The 16,833-nt window shown below is 36.7% G+C and carries 16 protein-coding genes; 1 reads left to right on the top strand and 15 read right to left on the bottom strand.

What is annotated here, in order from left to right:
• Positions 1 to 14: 14 nt before the first annotated feature.
• From ACH0B5_RS05935 to ACH0B5_RS05950, 4 genes are all read right to left on the bottom strand, one after another.
• Entirely contained in the window at positions 15 to 416 is a 402-nt protein-coding gene (locus ACH0B5_RS05935) for a MerR family transcriptional regulator (RefSeq protein ID WP_122970488.1), read from the bottom strand.
• 320 nt (positions 417 to 736) lie between these two features.
• A complete protein-coding gene (locus tag ACH0B5_RS05940; RefSeq protein WP_341361945.1) occupies positions 737 to 1,354 on the bottom strand; it encodes a hypothetical protein in 618 nt (205 codons plus the stop codon).
• A 181-nt stretch (positions 1,355 to 1,535) separates the two neighbouring features.
• The gene (locus ACH0B5_RS05945; protein ID WP_406927546.1) at positions 1,536 to 2,783 is read right to left on the bottom strand and encodes a methionine gamma-lyase family protein; all 1,248 of its coding nucleotides are present in this window, start codon (positions 2,781 to 2,783) and stop codon (positions 1,536 to 1,538) included.
• A 139-nt stretch (positions 2,784 to 2,922) separates the two neighbouring features.
• On the bottom strand, positions 2,923 to 3,126 hold the full coding sequence (locus ACH0B5_RS05950; RefSeq protein WP_122970485.1) for a zinc ribbon domain-containing protein: 204 nt from the start codon (positions 3,124 to 3,126) through the stop codon (positions 2,923 to 2,925).
• Positions 3,127 to 3,354: 228 nt separating this feature from the next.
• Between ACH0B5_RS05950 and ACH0B5_RS05955 the strand changes: the two genes are divergently transcribed.
• The gene (locus ACH0B5_RS05955) at positions 3,355 to 4,008 is read left to right on the top strand and encodes a trimeric intracellular cation channel family protein (RefSeq protein ID WP_122970484.1); all 654 of its coding nucleotides are present in this window, start codon (positions 3,355 to 3,357) and stop codon (positions 4,006 to 4,008) included.
• 83 nt (positions 4,009 to 4,091) lie between these two features.
• Here ACH0B5_RS05955 and ACH0B5_RS05960 read toward each other — a convergent pair whose 3' ends face one another.
• From ACH0B5_RS05960 to ACH0B5_RS06010, 11 genes are all read right to left on the bottom strand, one after another.
• Positions 4,092 to 4,394, bottom strand: coding sequence for a rhodanese-like domain-containing protein (locus ACH0B5_RS05960; RefSeq protein ID WP_406927547.1), 303 nt, complete (start codon positions 4,392 to 4,394; stop codon positions 4,092 to 4,094).
• Positions 4,395 to 4,520: 126 nt separating this feature from the next.
• Positions 4,521 to 4,757, bottom strand: a complete 237-nt coding sequence (hfq, locus tag ACH0B5_RS05965) for an RNA chaperone Hfq (protein ID WP_122970482.1) — start codon at positions 4,755 to 4,757, stop codon at positions 4,521 to 4,523.
• A 65-nt stretch (positions 4,758 to 4,822) separates the two neighbouring features.
• Positions 4,823 to 5,752 carry a tRNA (adenosine(37)-N6)-dimethylallyltransferase MiaA gene (miaA, locus tag ACH0B5_RS05970; protein ID WP_406927548.1) on the bottom strand — a complete coding sequence of 310 codons (930 nt, stop codon included), beginning with the start codon at positions 5,750 to 5,752 and terminating at the stop codon, positions 4,823 to 4,825.
• A complete protein-coding gene (locus ACH0B5_RS05975; protein WP_241559243.1) occupies positions 5,749 to 6,663 on the bottom strand; it encodes an alpha/beta fold hydrolase in 915 nt (304 codons plus the stop codon). The genes miaA and ACH0B5_RS05975 overlap by 4 nt, the downstream gene beginning before the upstream one ends.
• 12 nt (positions 6,664 to 6,675) lie before the next feature.
• Positions 6,676 to 8,313: a glycerol-3-phosphate dehydrogenase/oxidase gene (locus ACH0B5_RS05980; RefSeq protein ID WP_122970480.1), complete on the bottom strand. Its 1,638-nt coding sequence runs from the start codon at positions 8,311 to 8,313 to the stop codon at positions 6,676 to 6,678.
• 135 nt (positions 8,314 to 8,448) lie between these two features.
• Positions 8,449 to 10,329: a DNA mismatch repair endonuclease MutL gene (gene mutL, locus ACH0B5_RS05985; protein ID WP_122970479.1), complete on the bottom strand. Its 1,881-nt coding sequence runs from the start codon at positions 10,327 to 10,329 to the stop codon at positions 8,449 to 8,451.
• Between the two features lie 56 nt (positions 10,330 to 10,385).
• Positions 10,386 to 12,995 (bottom strand): DNA mismatch repair protein MutS, encoded by a 2,610-nt coding sequence (gene mutS / locus ACH0B5_RS05990; RefSeq protein ID WP_406927549.1) that lies wholly within the window; start codon positions 12,993 to 12,995, stop codon positions 10,386 to 10,388.
• A gap of 291 nt (positions 12,996 to 13,286) precedes the next feature.
• Complete coding sequence (gene cotE, locus ACH0B5_RS05995) at positions 13,287 to 13,871, bottom strand: outer spore coat protein CotE (protein ID WP_122970477.1); 585 nt, start codon at positions 13,869 to 13,871, stop codon at positions 13,287 to 13,289.
• Positions 13,872 to 14,273: 402 nt separating this feature from the next.
• Positions 14,274 to 14,711, bottom strand: a complete 438-nt coding sequence (locus ACH0B5_RS06000; protein WP_122970476.1) for a YlbF/YmcA family competence regulator — start codon at positions 14,709 to 14,711, stop codon at positions 14,274 to 14,276.
• Positions 14,711 to 16,258 carry a tRNA (N6-isopentenyl adenosine(37)-C2)-methylthiotransferase MiaB gene (gene miaB / locus ACH0B5_RS06005; protein ID WP_406927550.1) on the bottom strand — a complete coding sequence of 516 codons (1,548 nt, stop codon included), beginning with the start codon at positions 16,256 to 16,258 and terminating at the stop codon, positions 14,711 to 14,713. Before miaB ends, ACH0B5_RS06000 begins: the two co-directional genes overlap by 1 nt.
• A 198-nt stretch (positions 16,259 to 16,456) precedes the next feature.
• The gene (locus ACH0B5_RS06010; protein WP_406927551.1) at positions 16,457 to 16,813 is read right to left on the bottom strand and encodes a hypothetical protein; all 357 of its coding nucleotides are present in this window, start codon (positions 16,811 to 16,813) and stop codon (positions 16,457 to 16,459) included.
• Positions 16,814 to 16,833 lie beyond the last annotated feature (20 nt).

Here is a 16,833-nt window from a genome sequence, read left to right on the forward strand (position 1 = left end):
ATTCACGCGTTTTTTTATTGATAGAAACGCGATAAATCCCCTTGTCGTAAAGAAGTTTTTTGATGACGTCCTGCCATACGCATTTCTTCGCGTAATATACGACGTAACTCTGAATCTGAAATTTCTTCTTTTGCTTTTACAGCTTGAACCGCAGGATTATTTTTCATTTCAAATACTTTCTTAATACCTGCCATGTTCACGCCTTGCTCTAACATATCTTTTATATCTAGAAGCGTATCGACATCATTTAAAGAAAACATTCTTCGATTCCCTTCCGTACGGTGTGGCTGAATTAAATCGTGTTCTTCATAGTAGCGAATTTGACGCGCTGACAGTTCGGTTAACTGCATAACCGTACCAATCGGTAAAAGCGGCATCGATCTTCGTAATTCACTTGATCTTCTTTCACTTCCCATTTAATTCACCTCCCTTACTTCATATCATACCTTCAGTAAGGTAGCTTGTCAATTCTACGTTAGAAAAACTAACATTATAGAGAAAACAGGCAAAACTTCATTTATTTTAGTTAGAATTTGCTTAAAATTGATTATTTTTAGTTTCTTTATAATGACACGAACTGTTAAAAAGAATGAAAAAATAGGTTAAAATACATAAAAATTTTTTTCATCATGTAAGTCAATTTTAAAAAATAGCCATAAAAAAAATGCAGAAACTATTGATATCAACGGTTTCTGCAGAATAACGTACCATTCTACATAAAAATGTGAGGTTTTTCTTAATAGCGGAATTTTTTAGAGGATAGTCCGATTTCAATGACAACATAAAGTAAATTTAAATATAACCTAAGGGCGAATAGAATAATTTCACTTTCCCGAATATAATGACTGCGCATTACATCAATTTCGTACACTGTGTAAAGTGCGAAAGCTAATACAAAAATACCCGCAACGACAAGGAAGAACGTACTGCTTACTGGAATGAATATATATATAAATCCAAAGACTACGAACACAATGAGAACGGTAAAAAAGTAAATTAGCACATCGGAAATAACGATGACAAATCGCATTCCGATTAAAGCAATTAATAAAAAAATAAGAATAGTACCTATAAATACCGAGACGACAAGTGCTGCACCAAGCCATTCAATTAAAATCACAAGAAATAAGAAATGGAGAACCCCCATTAAAAAGGGAATAATAAAAATAATGACACTCCCAAGCCGCATTATAAACGTAAAAACAATCATTCCAATACAAATAATTGATAAAAGAATAACGACTGATATCGGTAATAAAAGAGCAAACAATACGCCGACGACGGTAAGAATCCACATCAATATAAAAAGTTTTAAAATGAGGTCGTAGTTCCGATTTCTACTAATTTGCCCCATACACAACCCCAATCATGGAAAGTTTTATTAACACTATATTTTTCAAACGGAAAGTATATTAATAAATTCCTTAAAGTTTCCTCCTTATTTTAAGTGTTAAAATCAAAAAAATATCATCTACAGAATACTTCCTCTATTTCCAACTAAAAAAGACGACTTAAAATAAGCCGCCTTTCATTTATTATTTTAATTTTTGTACCGCACTACAAACAGCATATTTCACATGTTCGTAAGTAAGTCCACCTTGAATATAAGCTGTATATGGCGGTCGAATGGGTCCGTCTGCTGTTAACTCAATACTGGACCCTTGTACAAAGGTACCGGCTGCCATAATGACATCATCTTCATATCCTGGCATATAAGCTGGAACTGGTGCAAAGTGGGCATTAATTGGTGAAGCTGCTTGAATCTCCTGACAAAACGCTACCATTTGATCGGCCGTTTGGAAGGAAACTGATTGAATTAAATCCGTACGTTTCGCTGTAAAGTGAGGATACGTCGTCATGCCAATTTCCTCTAGCATTGCTGAAGTAAAGACAGCTCCTTTTAAACTTTGTGCTACTACATGTGGCGCTAAAAAGAATCCTTGGTAAAAGTCAGCTAACGTATTTAAAGAAGCACCTGCTTCTGCTCCAATACCTGGTGAAGTCATTCGATAAGCACATTTCTCTACTAAATCTGCACGACCTGCAATATACCCACCAATTTTTGCAAGACCGCCACCTGGATTTTTAATTAATGATCCTGCCATTAAATCCGCTCCTACTTCCGTAGGCTCCATTGCTTCTACAAATTCTCCATAGCAGTTGTCCACAAAAATGACCACATCAGACTTGATTTCGCGAATTTTTTGACACATTTCTTGAATTTCTTCTATTGTAAAGGAAGGACGTGTAGCATAACCTTTCGAACGTTGAATCGCGACCATTTTTGTTTTGTCACCAATCGCAGCTCCCACTCCTTCCCAATCGATAAATTGATCCTCAATTAAATCAACATGGGAATAACCGATGCCAAAATCCTTAAGGGAGCCTGTGTCTTTGTCTCCCCCATCGACAATCGATTGAAGGGTATCATACGGTTTTCCTGTAATGTAGACTAATTCATCTCCAGGTCTTAACACACCAAATAAACTTAACGTAATGGCGTGAGTACCTGAAATAATTTGACCCCGAACAATGGCAGCTTCTGCTCCAAATGTTTCTGCATAGACCCTTTCTAAATTATCCCGGCCTTCATCGTCATAGCCATAACCAGTCGATGGATGCAAATGAAAGTCACTTACTTGATGTTTTCGAAAAGCGGCCAATACTTTTTGTTGGTTATAAAATGCCATTTCATCGATTTTTTTATGAAATGGCTGTATTTTATCTTCCACTTTTTTTGCTAATTGCAACGTCTCTGGCTGCAATGTTGAAATAAATGCCATGTTTAAAACTCCGTTTCTTTTTACTGCAATAACTAAATATCCTATATCATCTTATCAATTCTCGGAAGCATTTCAACTATTTTAGAACGGATAGTAGAAAGAAACGTTCAATAACACCCTTTATAAAGTTTGTTTTCTATTAACCAAAAAATAAATCGAGGATATTGGAAGTAGTGGAAACCTGTTTATTATAAAATTCCGAATATCCACAGTTATTACAATAAACAACGATAAATTCATTCTTTTGGACATCAAACATTTTCGATAATCCTGTTCCCGTCATTGCTACTTCCTTTTTCCCTGCATCTTGACTACCACATTTTATACATCCATTTTTAGTCATGTATCGATTCCCCTTTCAAATTTAATTGATATACGACAATAAATGGAAATGGTTTCATATGTACTTTTATTTTACCTTTAAAAAGCTGGTTTCATGCTATCTCCATCCCAACCAATCATCCTATAATTCGAGGAAAAAAGATTTTCTTTAAATTAAAAATTTTCCCTTTACTATCCTCTATGAAACTGCTATTCTCAATGTTGCATGTTAAGTTAAGGAGGCAATTTTATGGCATGGGAAGTATTTAGTATCATTGGGACCATTGCCTTTGCAATTTCTGGTGCGATTGTAGCCATGGAAGAAGAATATGATCTTTTTGGTGTGTATTTACTAGGGATTGTCACAGCATTTGGTGGAGGAGCTGTTCGAAATTTATTAATTGGTTTGCCAGTTTCTACCCTTTGGAGCCAAGAAATGATGTTTCAAATTGCCATTGCAGCAATTACTATCTTTTTCCTTGTTCCACATCATTTAATTAAACATTGGAATCGTTGGGGCAATTTTACGGATGCAATCGGGTTGTCTGCCTTTGCCATTCAAGGCGCAATTTATGCCGTATCATTAGAACTTCCGATTAGTGCCGTCATTGTTGCAGCCGTTTTAACTGGTTCCGGTGGTGGAATTATTCGAGATTTATTAGCACGGAGAAAACCATTAGTACTTCGTGATGAAATATACGCTGTATGGGCAGCAGGTGCAGGTTTAATGATCGGGTTAGAATTAGTTGAAGGAGATCTTTTCCTATACGCTTTATTTGTCGTCATTACAACTTTACGTATACTATCTTATATGAAGCATTGGAGACTTCCAGTAAGGACTTTAAAAAAGACTGAAGAAAGCCCAACTTTTAAACTTTCAACAAATAACAAAGCACATAGATAATCTATTTAAATAAACGACCCCGTAAACTCAAGTGCACAGTTTACGGGGTTTATTTATTTATCATTGAAAAATTGGAATACTTATTATTTAAATTCTAATTCACCATCGTAGGCCATCATACCGCCTTCTAAGTTAACCACTTTGAAACCTTGGGATTCTAAATACTCCCCAGCATTGGCACTACGGACGCCACCTTTACAAACCATAATATATTCCTTTGATTTATCTAATTCAGGTGCACGTTCTGGAATAAAGCCTAGTGGAATATGAATTGCCCCTGGAATCATTCCATGTTCTACTTCAAAATCTTCGCGCACATCGATAATATTTAAATCTTCATTTGCATCTAATAAATCGATTAACTCATCCGTTGTCATTGTTTTCATCATTGAAACCTCCAAATTTAAAACTATTGTCATTATAATGAAAAATTAGGTTCCCCGCAATTTACTGGATTGTGATATGTAACTTGAATAAGAAAAAAACCGGCAAGTAATTAACTGCCGATTTTGTTACGATTGTCCTTCTCCTTCTGGCGTAAGTGAAACATGCTTAGAAGGTGTGAAAGTTGATATTGCGTGTTTATAAATTAGATGTTGTTTTCCGTCCACTTCTAATAAAACGGTAAAATTATCATAAGACTTCACTAACCCTTTTAGTTGGAAGCCATTTAATAAAAATACTGTAACAAATGTGTTGTTTTTCCGTAAATTATTTAGAAAAGTATCTTGAAGATTGATTGATTTCACGCCCAATACACCTCATCTATTTCTATTTTGGATAGTCATATAGTAATGTATTCGGCAACTCGACATTATTTTCCTTCTTCATTATTGAAAAATTTAGAATATTTTTCAATGGCATGCCAATCTGTTCCAATCCATTGAACATCCATTTTATTTCGGAAGTATGTTAATTGACGTTTGGCGTAGCGTCTCGAATTTTGTTTTAATTGTTCGATTGCCTCTGCTAACGTTGTTCGCCCGTCCAAATAATCATAGAGCTCTTTATATCCAATAGCCTGAACAGATTGTACATTTCGGATTCCACGTTCCCACAATCCACGAACCTCTTCAAGCAACCCATTTTCCATCATAAGGTCAACCCTTAAATTAATGCGTTCATATAATTTTTCTCGATCCATGTCTATTCCAATGATTAAATGATTGTATAAAGGAATTGTCCCCCGATTATGTTCTTCGCTTGCCTTAGAAACACCGTGAAGTTCGATCATTTCTAATGCTCGAATAACACGGCGAGTGTTATTCGGATGGATTGTTTTCGCTGTTTCTGGATCTAGCTCGGCTAACTTAGCATGCATAGCATCGGGTCCAATTTCCATCAACTGATCATAATATTTTTTCCGCGCTTCTTCATCGACTTCTTCTTTCGTAAATTGAAAATCGTAAAGAACCGCTTGTACATAAAGGCCTGTTCCACCAACGATAATCGGTAACTTTCCACGCCCTTGTATTTCAGCGATTTTTTCTCGAACTAACGATTGATATTCCGCAACGGAAAAACTTTCTGTCGGCTCTTTAAAGCTCAATAAATGATGGGGAACACCTTCCATCTCTTCTTCCGTAACTTTGGCCGTCCCAATATCGAGTCCTTTATATATTTGCATCGAATCGCCGTTTATAATTTCGCCATTAAATGCCTTTGCCATTTTAATACTTAAAGCTGTTTTTCCTGAAGCAGTTGGGCCAACAATGGCCACTACTTCGATTGTGTCTTCCTTCATCTACTTAACCACCGTGTTATCACATGAAACACATGTTCATTATTTTTTTCCTTTAAAATTTCATGTCGCATCCCCTCAAAGAGATAGACGACAACATCCGTTAAACCAGCATTTTTAAGTTCCTTAGCAACTTTAAATACACCAGAACCACTACTACCAACGGGATCTTCACTTCCGCTTATTAAAAGTATCGGTAAGTCCTTTCGGATGTTCATGAGTTCCTTTTTCCGATGAATTAACAATAATCCATCGGTTAAGTCTACAAAAAATTGATTGGTCGGCACAAAGCCACAGTAAGGGTCTTGAATATATTTTTCTACTTCCTCATCATTATTACAAAGCCAATCATAAAGAGTTTTCGCATTCAATACATTCCGATTAAAACTACCGAAACTTAAATCATTCATTAATTGACTAGGCATATTTTTTCCCTTTACGACACAAAGGGATTTCGCAAGGGCATTTCCCAGTTTATGCACCGTAGTCGTCATTCCGGTACCACATAAAATGCATTTATCAATCATGCCGCTATAGAGCTGAATAAAACGACGAGCGATAAAAGACCCCATACTATGTCCAAAAAGTATCGTTTCTTGAACATTTTGGCCAACACTATAATGCTGAATGACTTCGAATACATCTTCGACTACACGATTGAACCCATTATCATCGCCAAAATAGCCAAGTTGTCCATTTAATTCAGCCGTTTGCCCATGACCGCGATGATCATGGGCTGTAACGAAATAACCTTGAGCTGCTAATGCTAAAGCAAAGGATTCATATCGACCTCCATGCTCTGCCATTCCATGCAAAATATGAAAATGTCCCTTCGGTTTGTTCTTCGGTTCAAATTTACGGACAAAAATTTTATGTCCATCATCCATTTGAAGAACTTCTGTTAGCTTTTCCAATCAAGTTTCACCCTATTTCATTGGATTTTTCGCATCTTCAATATATTGTTCTAGTTGCATTTTATAAAAGACTTTTTCACTGTCCGAATAGCCTAAAATGTTGCTCATAATTTCAATAATTTGTTCCCGATATTGCTCCACTAATTCAATATTGAAGAATAGATAGCCCGTTCTACGAATAAAGAAATCACTTGGTGTCATCGCCATTTCATAATAAATAGAATAAAGCAGTTCCGCATAGAGAGAAAGGGGAATTGTTATTTCACTCGTATTGACAGATTTCGCATATTGGAACACTTCATCGACATTTGTACCGTATCTTTCAACTAACTTTTTCGCTTCATCAAAAGGAATACCTAACTCAATTCCTGTTCTCGATTTGTTCGCTACATAATCTTTGAAATTGAAAGAATTTAAACCTTTTGCTCCCGATATTGATAATTCCTTCGTAACACATTCGGATGCATGTTTAAATTTATGGATTTTCACGATTTTATCGACAATTGTTTCGGCCATTTGTCGATAGCCCGTTAATTTCCCTCCCGCAACAGTTAAAAGACCACTTGGAGCGACCCAAATTTCATCTTTACGGGAAATTTCAGACGGATCCTTTCCTTCTTGGGAAATTAAAGGACGTACTCCAGCCCAAGTCGATTCGATGTCACTTGTATTAATTGTTACTTTCGGGAATATATAATGAATGGACTTAATTAAATACTCAATATCTTCTTTCGTTGCAACTGGCTGTACTAAATCATCTTCGAAAAATGTATCCGTCGTTCCTACATAAGTCTTACCATCTCGAGGAATGGCAAAAACCATACGGCCATCTTCTGTATCAAAATATACTGCTTGTTGTAATGGCAGTTTAGATTGATCGATTACAATATGAACCCCTTTAGTATGACGAATATTTTTCTTATTATGGATTTTATCCATTTTTCGCACTTCGTCTACCCATGGACCTGTCGCATTTACAATTTGGTGAGCATGGATTGTAATGCGTTCGCCCGTTATTTCATCTCGTACATTTGCCCCAACTATTTTTTTCTTTTTATATTCAAAATCCGTTACCCGTGCGTAGTTAAGACATACACATTGGTATTCTACTGCTTTTTTCAATACTTCCATCGTTAGTCGGGCATCATCTGTTTTATACTCAACGTAATATCCTGCACCGAGTAATCCTTCCGTTTTCAATAAAGGTACTTTATCAAGGGCTTCTTTTGATGAAAGCATTTTGCGGCGTTCTTCTTTACGTACTTGGGCTAACCGATCGTAAAGGGTAAGGGCAGCTCTAGTCGTCATTTTCCCTAAAGTTCCTTCTTTATAAAGCGGAAGCAACATCCACTCTGGACGTGTAACATGGACTCCATTTTCATAAACGATTTCCCGCTCACGGCCCACTTCCGCCACAAGTCCGACTTCCAATTGTTTTAAATATCTTAATCCTCCATGGACAAGCTTTGTAGAACGACTGGAAGTACCTGCTGCAAAATCTTGCATCTCTACAAGGGCAACAGACAGTCCACGGGAAGCAGCATCTAAGGCGATGCCTGCTCCTGTAATGCCACCGCCAATAACAAGAACATCAAAAGAATAACGATTTAATGTATTTAATATGTTCGAACGCTCTTTAAATGAAAACATGATGAATTCCCCTTTACAAAAGATTTGTTGATAAAACATATTTAATGATTTATAAAACTTGTATTTTATTCGATTATAACTAAATAGTATCCAATGTGAAATAACGCCTATCCACTATCTTGAAATAATCCGTTACTACATAACCCGTTTAAACATTTTCTCGACTTCATAAGTAGAAAAATGAATCATAACCGGTCGACCGTGGGGACATGTAAAAGGATTATCGGCTTTCCGTAAATCATTTAATAATACGACCATTTGCTCTTTCGTCAAATAGTAATTGGCTTTAATAGACTTCTTACAGCTCATCATAATGGCCGCATCTTCCCGAAGTTTTTTCACATCAGCTTTCCGTGTTTTTAACACTTGTTCAATCAATTCTTCAATAATTTCCTGCTCAAAGCCCTTTGGGAACCAAGTTGGGTGCTCCCGTACGACAAAGGAAGACTGTCCAAAGTCTTCTAAAAAGACACCGACTTCTTGCAAGGCTTGTAAATTTTCTTTTAAAATGATTGCTTCGTCTGCTGAATAATGGAAAGTTAAAGGAAGTAACAAAGATTGTCGTTCGTTTGGATTCACTTCCCCAACCTTTTCCCGGAAATATTCATATTTAATTCGCTCTTGGGCTGCATGCTGATCAATTAAATAAAAGCCATCTTCCATTTGGGCAACAATATAAGTACCGTGAATTTGCCCGACGATTTCCAGCTCTGGGAATGGTTCTTTCTTTTCCACTACTTCCTCATTAGAAGGTGGAGCTGATAGTTGTTCCTCTTGTTGAATCGGTGGTACTTCCCATTGTTCCTCAATTTCCGTCGGCTTCTCTACGAACAAGTCCTCTTCCGATTCTTCTTCATTTTGAAGAGGTTGTGTACTTTCTTTGACAATTGATTGTTCCCCATTCAGTTTGTCCACAATCGCGTTGATTTTAGCCTCATCAAAGGTAGGAGAAGGAGCCGGTTTCCAAAGATTCATTTGCTCAGTAGGAATGCGTACTGGTTTTTCTTTCTTTTCAGCAACCGGTACATGAATAGCCGAACGAATCGCTTTATTAATCGCCTCTTGAATGAGTGGTAGTAGCTCTTGTTCTTTACTTAATCGGATTTGTAATTTCGCCGGATGAACATTGACGTCCGTTAAATAGGGATCCCCTTCAATGTACAATACAACTAGCGGATAACGTTCAATCGGTAAATACGTATGATAGGCATCAACAATCGTTTTTTGCACTAAATAATGTTTTACCCATCTGCCGTTTACAAAGATGGACATATAATTTTTATTTGCCCGTGTCACTTCTGGTAAACTAGCGAATCCATGTACTTTATAGTCTTTCGATTCCGCGCTAAAGGGAATCATTTTTTTCGCATTTTGAACTCCATAAATTGCCGCAATGACTTGTTGAACATTTCCCCTACCATTCGTTTGAAGGAGCGTTCCACCATTATGTACAAGTTTAAAGGCAATTTCCGGATAGGCGAGGGCTAACCGGTTCATAAAATCAATGGAATGACCTAGCTCGGTTTGAATCGTTTTTAAATACTTTAATCGAGCTGGGGTATTATAAAATAATTGAGCTATCGTAATATCTGTACCTCTTCGGAAAGCGGTTGGTTTTTTGGAAACGACGTGGCCACCTTCCAATTGAATTTCTAACCCATTGTGTTCTCCATCGGATGTTTTCAACGTTACTTTCGACACAGAAGCAATGGATGCCAAAGCCTCTCCACGGAAACCTAACGTACGAATACGAAACAAATCTTGTTCCTTCGAAATTTTTGAAGTTGCATGGCGTGAGAAGGATTTTAATGCATCCTCCTCATCCATACCACTTCCATTATCCGTAACTTGAATGGAGGTTAACCCGGCTTCTTCAAGAAAAACTTCAATTGATGTACTTCCTGCATCAATGGCATTCTCGACTAATTCCTTTACAACAGACGACGGACGTTCTACTACTTCACCTGCCGCTATTTTATTCGATAACCATTCATCCATTATTTGAATTTTTCCCATGTTGAAGTACCTCCTTTTATTGCTTTCATCCGCATTAAAAAGAGTGCGAATTGATTTTATTTTTTACTTAATAACATTTGTTGTAGTTCATATAGAACATTCATTGCTTGAATTGGTGATGTTCCCATAATGTTCATTTTCTCAAGACGTTCCAAAACTTCTTGTTCCGCTTGCGTTAAAGAGTGACTTTCTTCCTTGTTGCCTGCATTCCCTTTCTCTTCTTCAAATAATGACAACTGAAGTCCATCTTCTGCTGGCACGTCTTCGAAAGATGCTACCACTTCTTGCCCCGAGTCTTTCGATTCGAATTGTTGGAGCAACACTCTTGCCCTTTCGATAATATCCTCTGGCATTTCAGCAAGTTGGGCTACGTGAACGCCATAACTTTTATCTGCAGCACCTTGTCGCACTTTATGTAAAAAGACTACTTTGCCGTCTTTTTCTGTAGCACTAACATGAACATTTTGAAGTCGTTGTAATTGTTGTTCAAGAGCCGTCAATTCATGATAATGGGTAGAAAATAACGTATTGGCACCAATTTTATCGTGAATATATTCCATCATCGATTGGGCTAAAGCCATTCCATCGTAGGTAGATGTTCCACGGCCAATTTCATCGAATAATAGTAAACTGTTCGCTGTTGCATTCGTGATGGCATGTTGCGATTCCAACATCTCCACCATAAAGGTTGATTGACCCGCAACTAAATCATCCGCTGCACCAATACGTGTGAAAATTTGATCCGTTATTGGCAAGTAAGCTTCATCAGCTGGAACATAACAACCCATTTGGGCTAATACAACGATTAACGCCACTTGACGCATGAAGGTACTTTTACCGGACATATTTGGCCCAGTAATTAACATCATGTTTTTATCCTCTGTTAAAATGCAATCGTTCGGTACATACATTTGTTTATTTAACATTTTTTCCACGACCGGATGACGACCACCAACAATTTTTAATGCCCGACCTTCATGGAAAGCAGGTTTGACAAATCGGTACTTTTCAGAAACGACAGCGAAACTTATATAAACATCTAATTCACTTATGCTAGAAGTTAAAGCTTGTACTCGAGGAATAAAGGATTTTAATTGCTCCCGTAGTTCTACAAATAAATCATATTCCAATGCTAAACTTTGTTCTTCTGCATTTAAAATGATTGCTTCTTTTTCTTTTAACTCTTCCGTAATATAACGTTCCGCATTCGCTAACGTCTGTTTTCTTTCATAACGGGATAAATCCGCATTCGCCACATTTGATTTTGTAATTTCAATATAATAACCAAAAACACGATTGTATCCAATTTTCAAGTTTTTAATGCCGGTGATTTCCCGTTCTTTTTGTTCTAGTTGGGCAATCCAATCTTTTCCGTTGCGAGCAGCAAAACGTAACTCATCGAGCTTATCATTATAGCCTTCCCGAATGACGTCCCCTTCTTTAATGGCAATCGGCGGATGATCGGTAATCGCTTTTGATAAAAGCTGTTCCACATCGGTACATTCATCAAGCTTTTCACCTAAACTGCTTAATGTTTCTTTTCCAGACTGAAGAAGTTGTTCTTTAATGAAGGGCACTTGGCGCAATGATTCACGAAGTTGTGCTAAATCTCGCCCCCCCACATTTCCAAAGGCAACCCGGCCAGCTAAACGTTCTAAATCATAGACTTTTTTCAACAATTCTCGAAGTTCATTACGAACAAAAAACTCATCTAGAAAATCTGTCACAATCGCTAGACGTCGTTCAATCCCATTACGATTCGCTAAAGGTTGATGAAGCCATTGTTTTAACTTACGTCCCCCCATCGCTGTGACTGTTTCATCTAATAACCAAAGAAGTGTTCCCTTTTCGTCGCCACCACGAATTGATTGGAGGAGTTCTAAATTTCGTTGGGAATTTGTATCAATTCGTAAATGTTGCTTAGTCTCGGTATATGTAAATGGTTGAATATGGGATAAAGAACGCATTTGAGTACGTTCTACATATTGCAATAAACTTTTTGCTACACCATGTAAGTCTTTTGGCAAGTTAACAATGTATTTTCCGGACTTTTCCTCTGGCATTTCTTGTTTTTCTAATGAAAGAACAATCCCTAAGTTACTCGCTTGTTCAGCTAATAAAATTTGTAATTGCTCAGTCACAACAAGTTCACGAATATGTAAGGCCATTAATTGTTGAAGTAAAGCTTTTGAGCCGCCTTCTATAATAGCTGTGGCCGCTTCCCCAGTCGAAATATCTAAATAAGCAAGGGCAAATTGATTTTCTCCCAGTTGTTCCGCGCTCGCAATGAAATGATTAGACTTTCCGTCAATCGTTTTTCCTTCCATTAACGTACCTGGCGTAATCAGTTGAACAACTTCCCGCTTCACTACACCTTTCGCCTGTTTAGGATCCTCCGTTTGCTCACAGATGGCTACTTTATAACCTTTTGATACTAAAGTTTCAATATATCCTTTTGCCGAATGATGGGGTACACCACACATCGGAATTCGCTCTTTTGTTCCCGCATCTCTACTCGTTAACGTAATTTCTAAAATTTGCGATGCTTTAACGGCATCCTCAAAGAACATTTCATAAAAGTCACCGAGTCTATAAAAAAGAAAAGCATCTTCATATTCTGACTTGATTAATAAATATTGTTGGATCATTGGAGTATATGTCGTCATTTTGTTACCTCTCTATACTACTGTTTACTCTTAATGATTGGAAAAACATCTTGTTTTACTAGAAATAGCGAAAACGACATCTTTCCCATTCTAATTTTGTTTAAAATTTATTTTCTCCTTTAGTATAACAAAAATCTACTAACAATTAACGTTTCCCAATTTTAATTAAAGGAAACTTTATATTTGAAACATTAGAGGATACAAAACTTACGGCATTTTATAGATTGCTTGAAAATAAAGAAGAGCGCCGATGGGTTCTACTATTATTTAGTAGATGGCGCTCTCACTTTATTAATGAAATGATGACGATTCGTCACTTATTTTGTAGCCACTGCTAGAAGAAGACGAGGATGAAGATGAACTGCTTGAGCTAGAACTTGAGCTGGAAGAAGAGCTTTCTTCTTCAAATGTCCATTCTTCTTCAACTTCAGTTGTATGAACAGAGACAACAACTTTTGTTTCACCGATCACTTCTACTAGGAATTCACGTTCAATGACGACATTGAAGCAATCACCATTTGGTGTAATGACCGCTTCGATACAGTTAGGTTGTTGTAATACACGTACATGACAGTCGTTTGAATCGATTACTTCTTCATCGCGGTAATGAAGTTTGATGCGATCTTTGTATTGAACTGTCTCAGTGTGTACAGCTGTTTTAGAGTGATTATTGTACGCGTACCACACGTTTACATCGAACTTACCTGAAACCTCTACATATTTCCCAACTTTCTTTGCATTGTAGTGGTGGTTAATAACCCAGCACCCTAAAATGCTTGTTGGAGTAAATGAAGGACGTAACACTTCACTACTTTCAACTCGTTTTTTACCTTTAGCGACAACCGCTTTTGTCACAATTTGACGCAAACGTTTCAACGCATTTTTCCTCCTTTACATCTTGTCGAACTATAGTATGCGGCTTCTGCCTAATTGGTGAAATGTCACGGATTCGTTTTACGATTATTTTTGAAGTAACGTTTTCTTGTCACATGTTACTGGTCCTTAGAAGTGCCGAAAAAAGTATTAAAGACTAGAGCTATCGCTTTTCTCAACAAACAGTGGGATATCTAAGGTATGCTTTTTTAGAAAACGTAAGTGTTATTGTACTTTGAACTTTCGAATCTTTTGCTGCTGACAACTTATAGTATTAAAGATGGGCAAATAGTGTTCCTAAAAATTTGGGTTGCCTAGGAAAGTTTTGGTGAGTAGTAAAAAAATGTGGTATGGACATCATGCATAAGAAAAACGCCTCAAAAATTGAGGCGTTTACTAAAAATATTATGAACAACTACCAGGTGTACTATTGCGAACCTTTGAACCAGTTTCACCACGTAATAGATCTCCACCCGTTGATTCGATAATTTCGTTTGTTACGTTGTTAGCAATGGCATTTGATACTAATTGTAGTAAGCCGTTTACATCCATTTGGGATTGCTTAAACTGTTGAACAATTGGAAGCTCATCGATTTCTTCTTCGATTTTCGCAATTTTTTCTTCGATTAGTTTTAATGCTTTTTCTTTTCCTAAGTGCTGGAAATTAACCGCTTGTTTTTGTAATGTTTTTAAGCTCGCAATTTTTTCACGAACATGTTGATTTTCGTTAATTTGCTCTTCAGCCTTTTTGAAAAATTCCACTTCTTCCGTGTTGGCAATCATATGGGCAATTTCTTTTGCTTTTTCTACGATTTCATCTTTTGTATAAAGCTTTGTTGTCATTATACTTCCACCTCATGTCGATTAACTACTTCTACAAACTCACCGCGTAGGGAGTAAGATTTCGCCTCGAGTATTTTTACTTTCACAATATGGCCAACTAATTCCTTTGGACCAGCAAAGTTTACCAATTTATTTCTTCTTGTATAACCGGCTAAAACGTCATCTCGTTTTTTACTGCTACCTTCAACTAACACTTCGACCGTTTGACCTTCGTATTTTTTTAATGCTGCAGAGGAAAATTCTTCAACAACTGCATTCAAACGTTGTAATCGTTCCTTTTTTACTTCTTGTGGAACGTTGTCGTTCATTTTAGCAGCTGGTGTCCCTTCCCGTGGAGAGTAAATATACGTAAAGGCTGTTTCAAATCCAACTTCACGATATAAATCGAGCGTTTCTTGGAATTGTTCTTCCGTTTCGTTTGGATAACCGACAATAATGTCTGTTGTAAGAGCAACATCTGGAATGGCAGCTTTAATTTTTTGTACTAATTGTAAGAAATGTTCACGAGTATATTTACGTGCCATAATTTTTAAAATTTCATTAGAACCCGATTGAACCGGTAAATGAATATGTTCTACTAAGTTCCCTTTTTTCGCTAATACTTCGATTAAATGATCATCAAAGTCTCGTGGATGACTCGTTGTGAAACGGATACGTGGAATATCAATTTTACGTAACTCGTCCATTAAATCACCAAGACCGTACTCTATATCTGTAAAGTCTTTTCCGTATGCATTTACGTTTTGACCTAACAACATGATTTCTTGATAGCCTTGGGCAGCTAACTCACGTACTTCTTGGATAATTTCTTCGGGACGACGACTACGTTCTTTCCCGCGGGTATAAGGAACGATACAATATGTACAGAACTTATCACAACCGTACATAATGTTAACCCAAGCTTTAATGGCACCGTTACGTTGTTTTGGAAGGTTTTCAATTACGTCCCCTTCTTTTGACCAAACTTCAATCACCATTTCCTTCGACATGTACGCTTCTTTTAAAATGTTTGGTAAACGGTGAATATTATGTGTTCCGAATACCATATCGACATGTTGATATGTTGTTAAAATTTTATTTACAACCGACTCTTCTTGTGACATACAACCACATACGCCGATTAACATTTCTGGATTTTGTCGTTTATATTTTACTAAGAAACCAAGTTCTCCAAATACTTTATTTTCAGCATTTTCACGGATTGCACAAGTGTTTAATAATACGACATCTGCTTCTTCAATTTTATCAGTTGGGTCATACCCTAGCTGCATGAAGATACCAGCCATTACTTCTGAGTCATGTTCGTTCATTTGGCATCCGTACGTACGAATAAAAAATTTACGACCTTCGCCCATTTTTAAGAACTCTTCATCAATGGCGAAATCTTTATGATATCTAACTTCTTCTTTCCCACGTTTTTTCGCATCTTTTAATGAAGGTGCCGTAATGACACGTTCGAAATATTTACTATAATCCTTTTCGGGCTTAGCATTTGTAGGTTTTGGTTGATTAACTTGCTGACTAGCTAGTCGTTGTTCCTCATTCATTGAATCTAGAAACTCCTTTCAAGATTGGTTTCGCACATTCGAATCCCATTTTAATATTATAACGAATTATAGCGAGAAAGAACAATATGGCGTATTAAAAGTTTTGAAATATTTTGATGAAGAAAAAGTTAAAAAGATGCATTTCTTCGGCTATAATTGAAGTTTTCAATTTCAAAATATCATTTGTCCAAACTTGCCTTAATTCGATTGAATAAAATCAATATATTGTTCCGGATTATTTTCTTTTAAAATGGCAAGGAAGGTAAAGCACAATTGGACCACGGACTGCCAATTCATTCGATAGCGCTCTTCAAACTGATGTTTCGGTAGTTGTAAAACATCTTTAAAAACCGTTTCAGGGTTCATATCTTTTCCTTCTAAATATTTTAAAAATGCTAAGAAAAGCTTATGATCCTGCAAAACAAGGGTTTTATCAGTTACTAATTTGTCAATTTCTTTAGCATCTTGCAAGGAATTGGCCTTACGAAACATCCTATGTAATTTCTCATTGTTCTTCTTTTGTTTAATAGAAATGAAATCGATAATATCATGCAATGGAAAGACCCTCTTTCCTC

This window comes from Ureibacillus sp. 179-F W5.1 NHS (assembly GCF_045369345.1).
GTDB classification, from domain to species: domain Bacteria; phylum Bacillota; class Bacilli; order Bacillales_A; family Planococcaceae; genus Ureibacillus; species Ureibacillus halotolerans.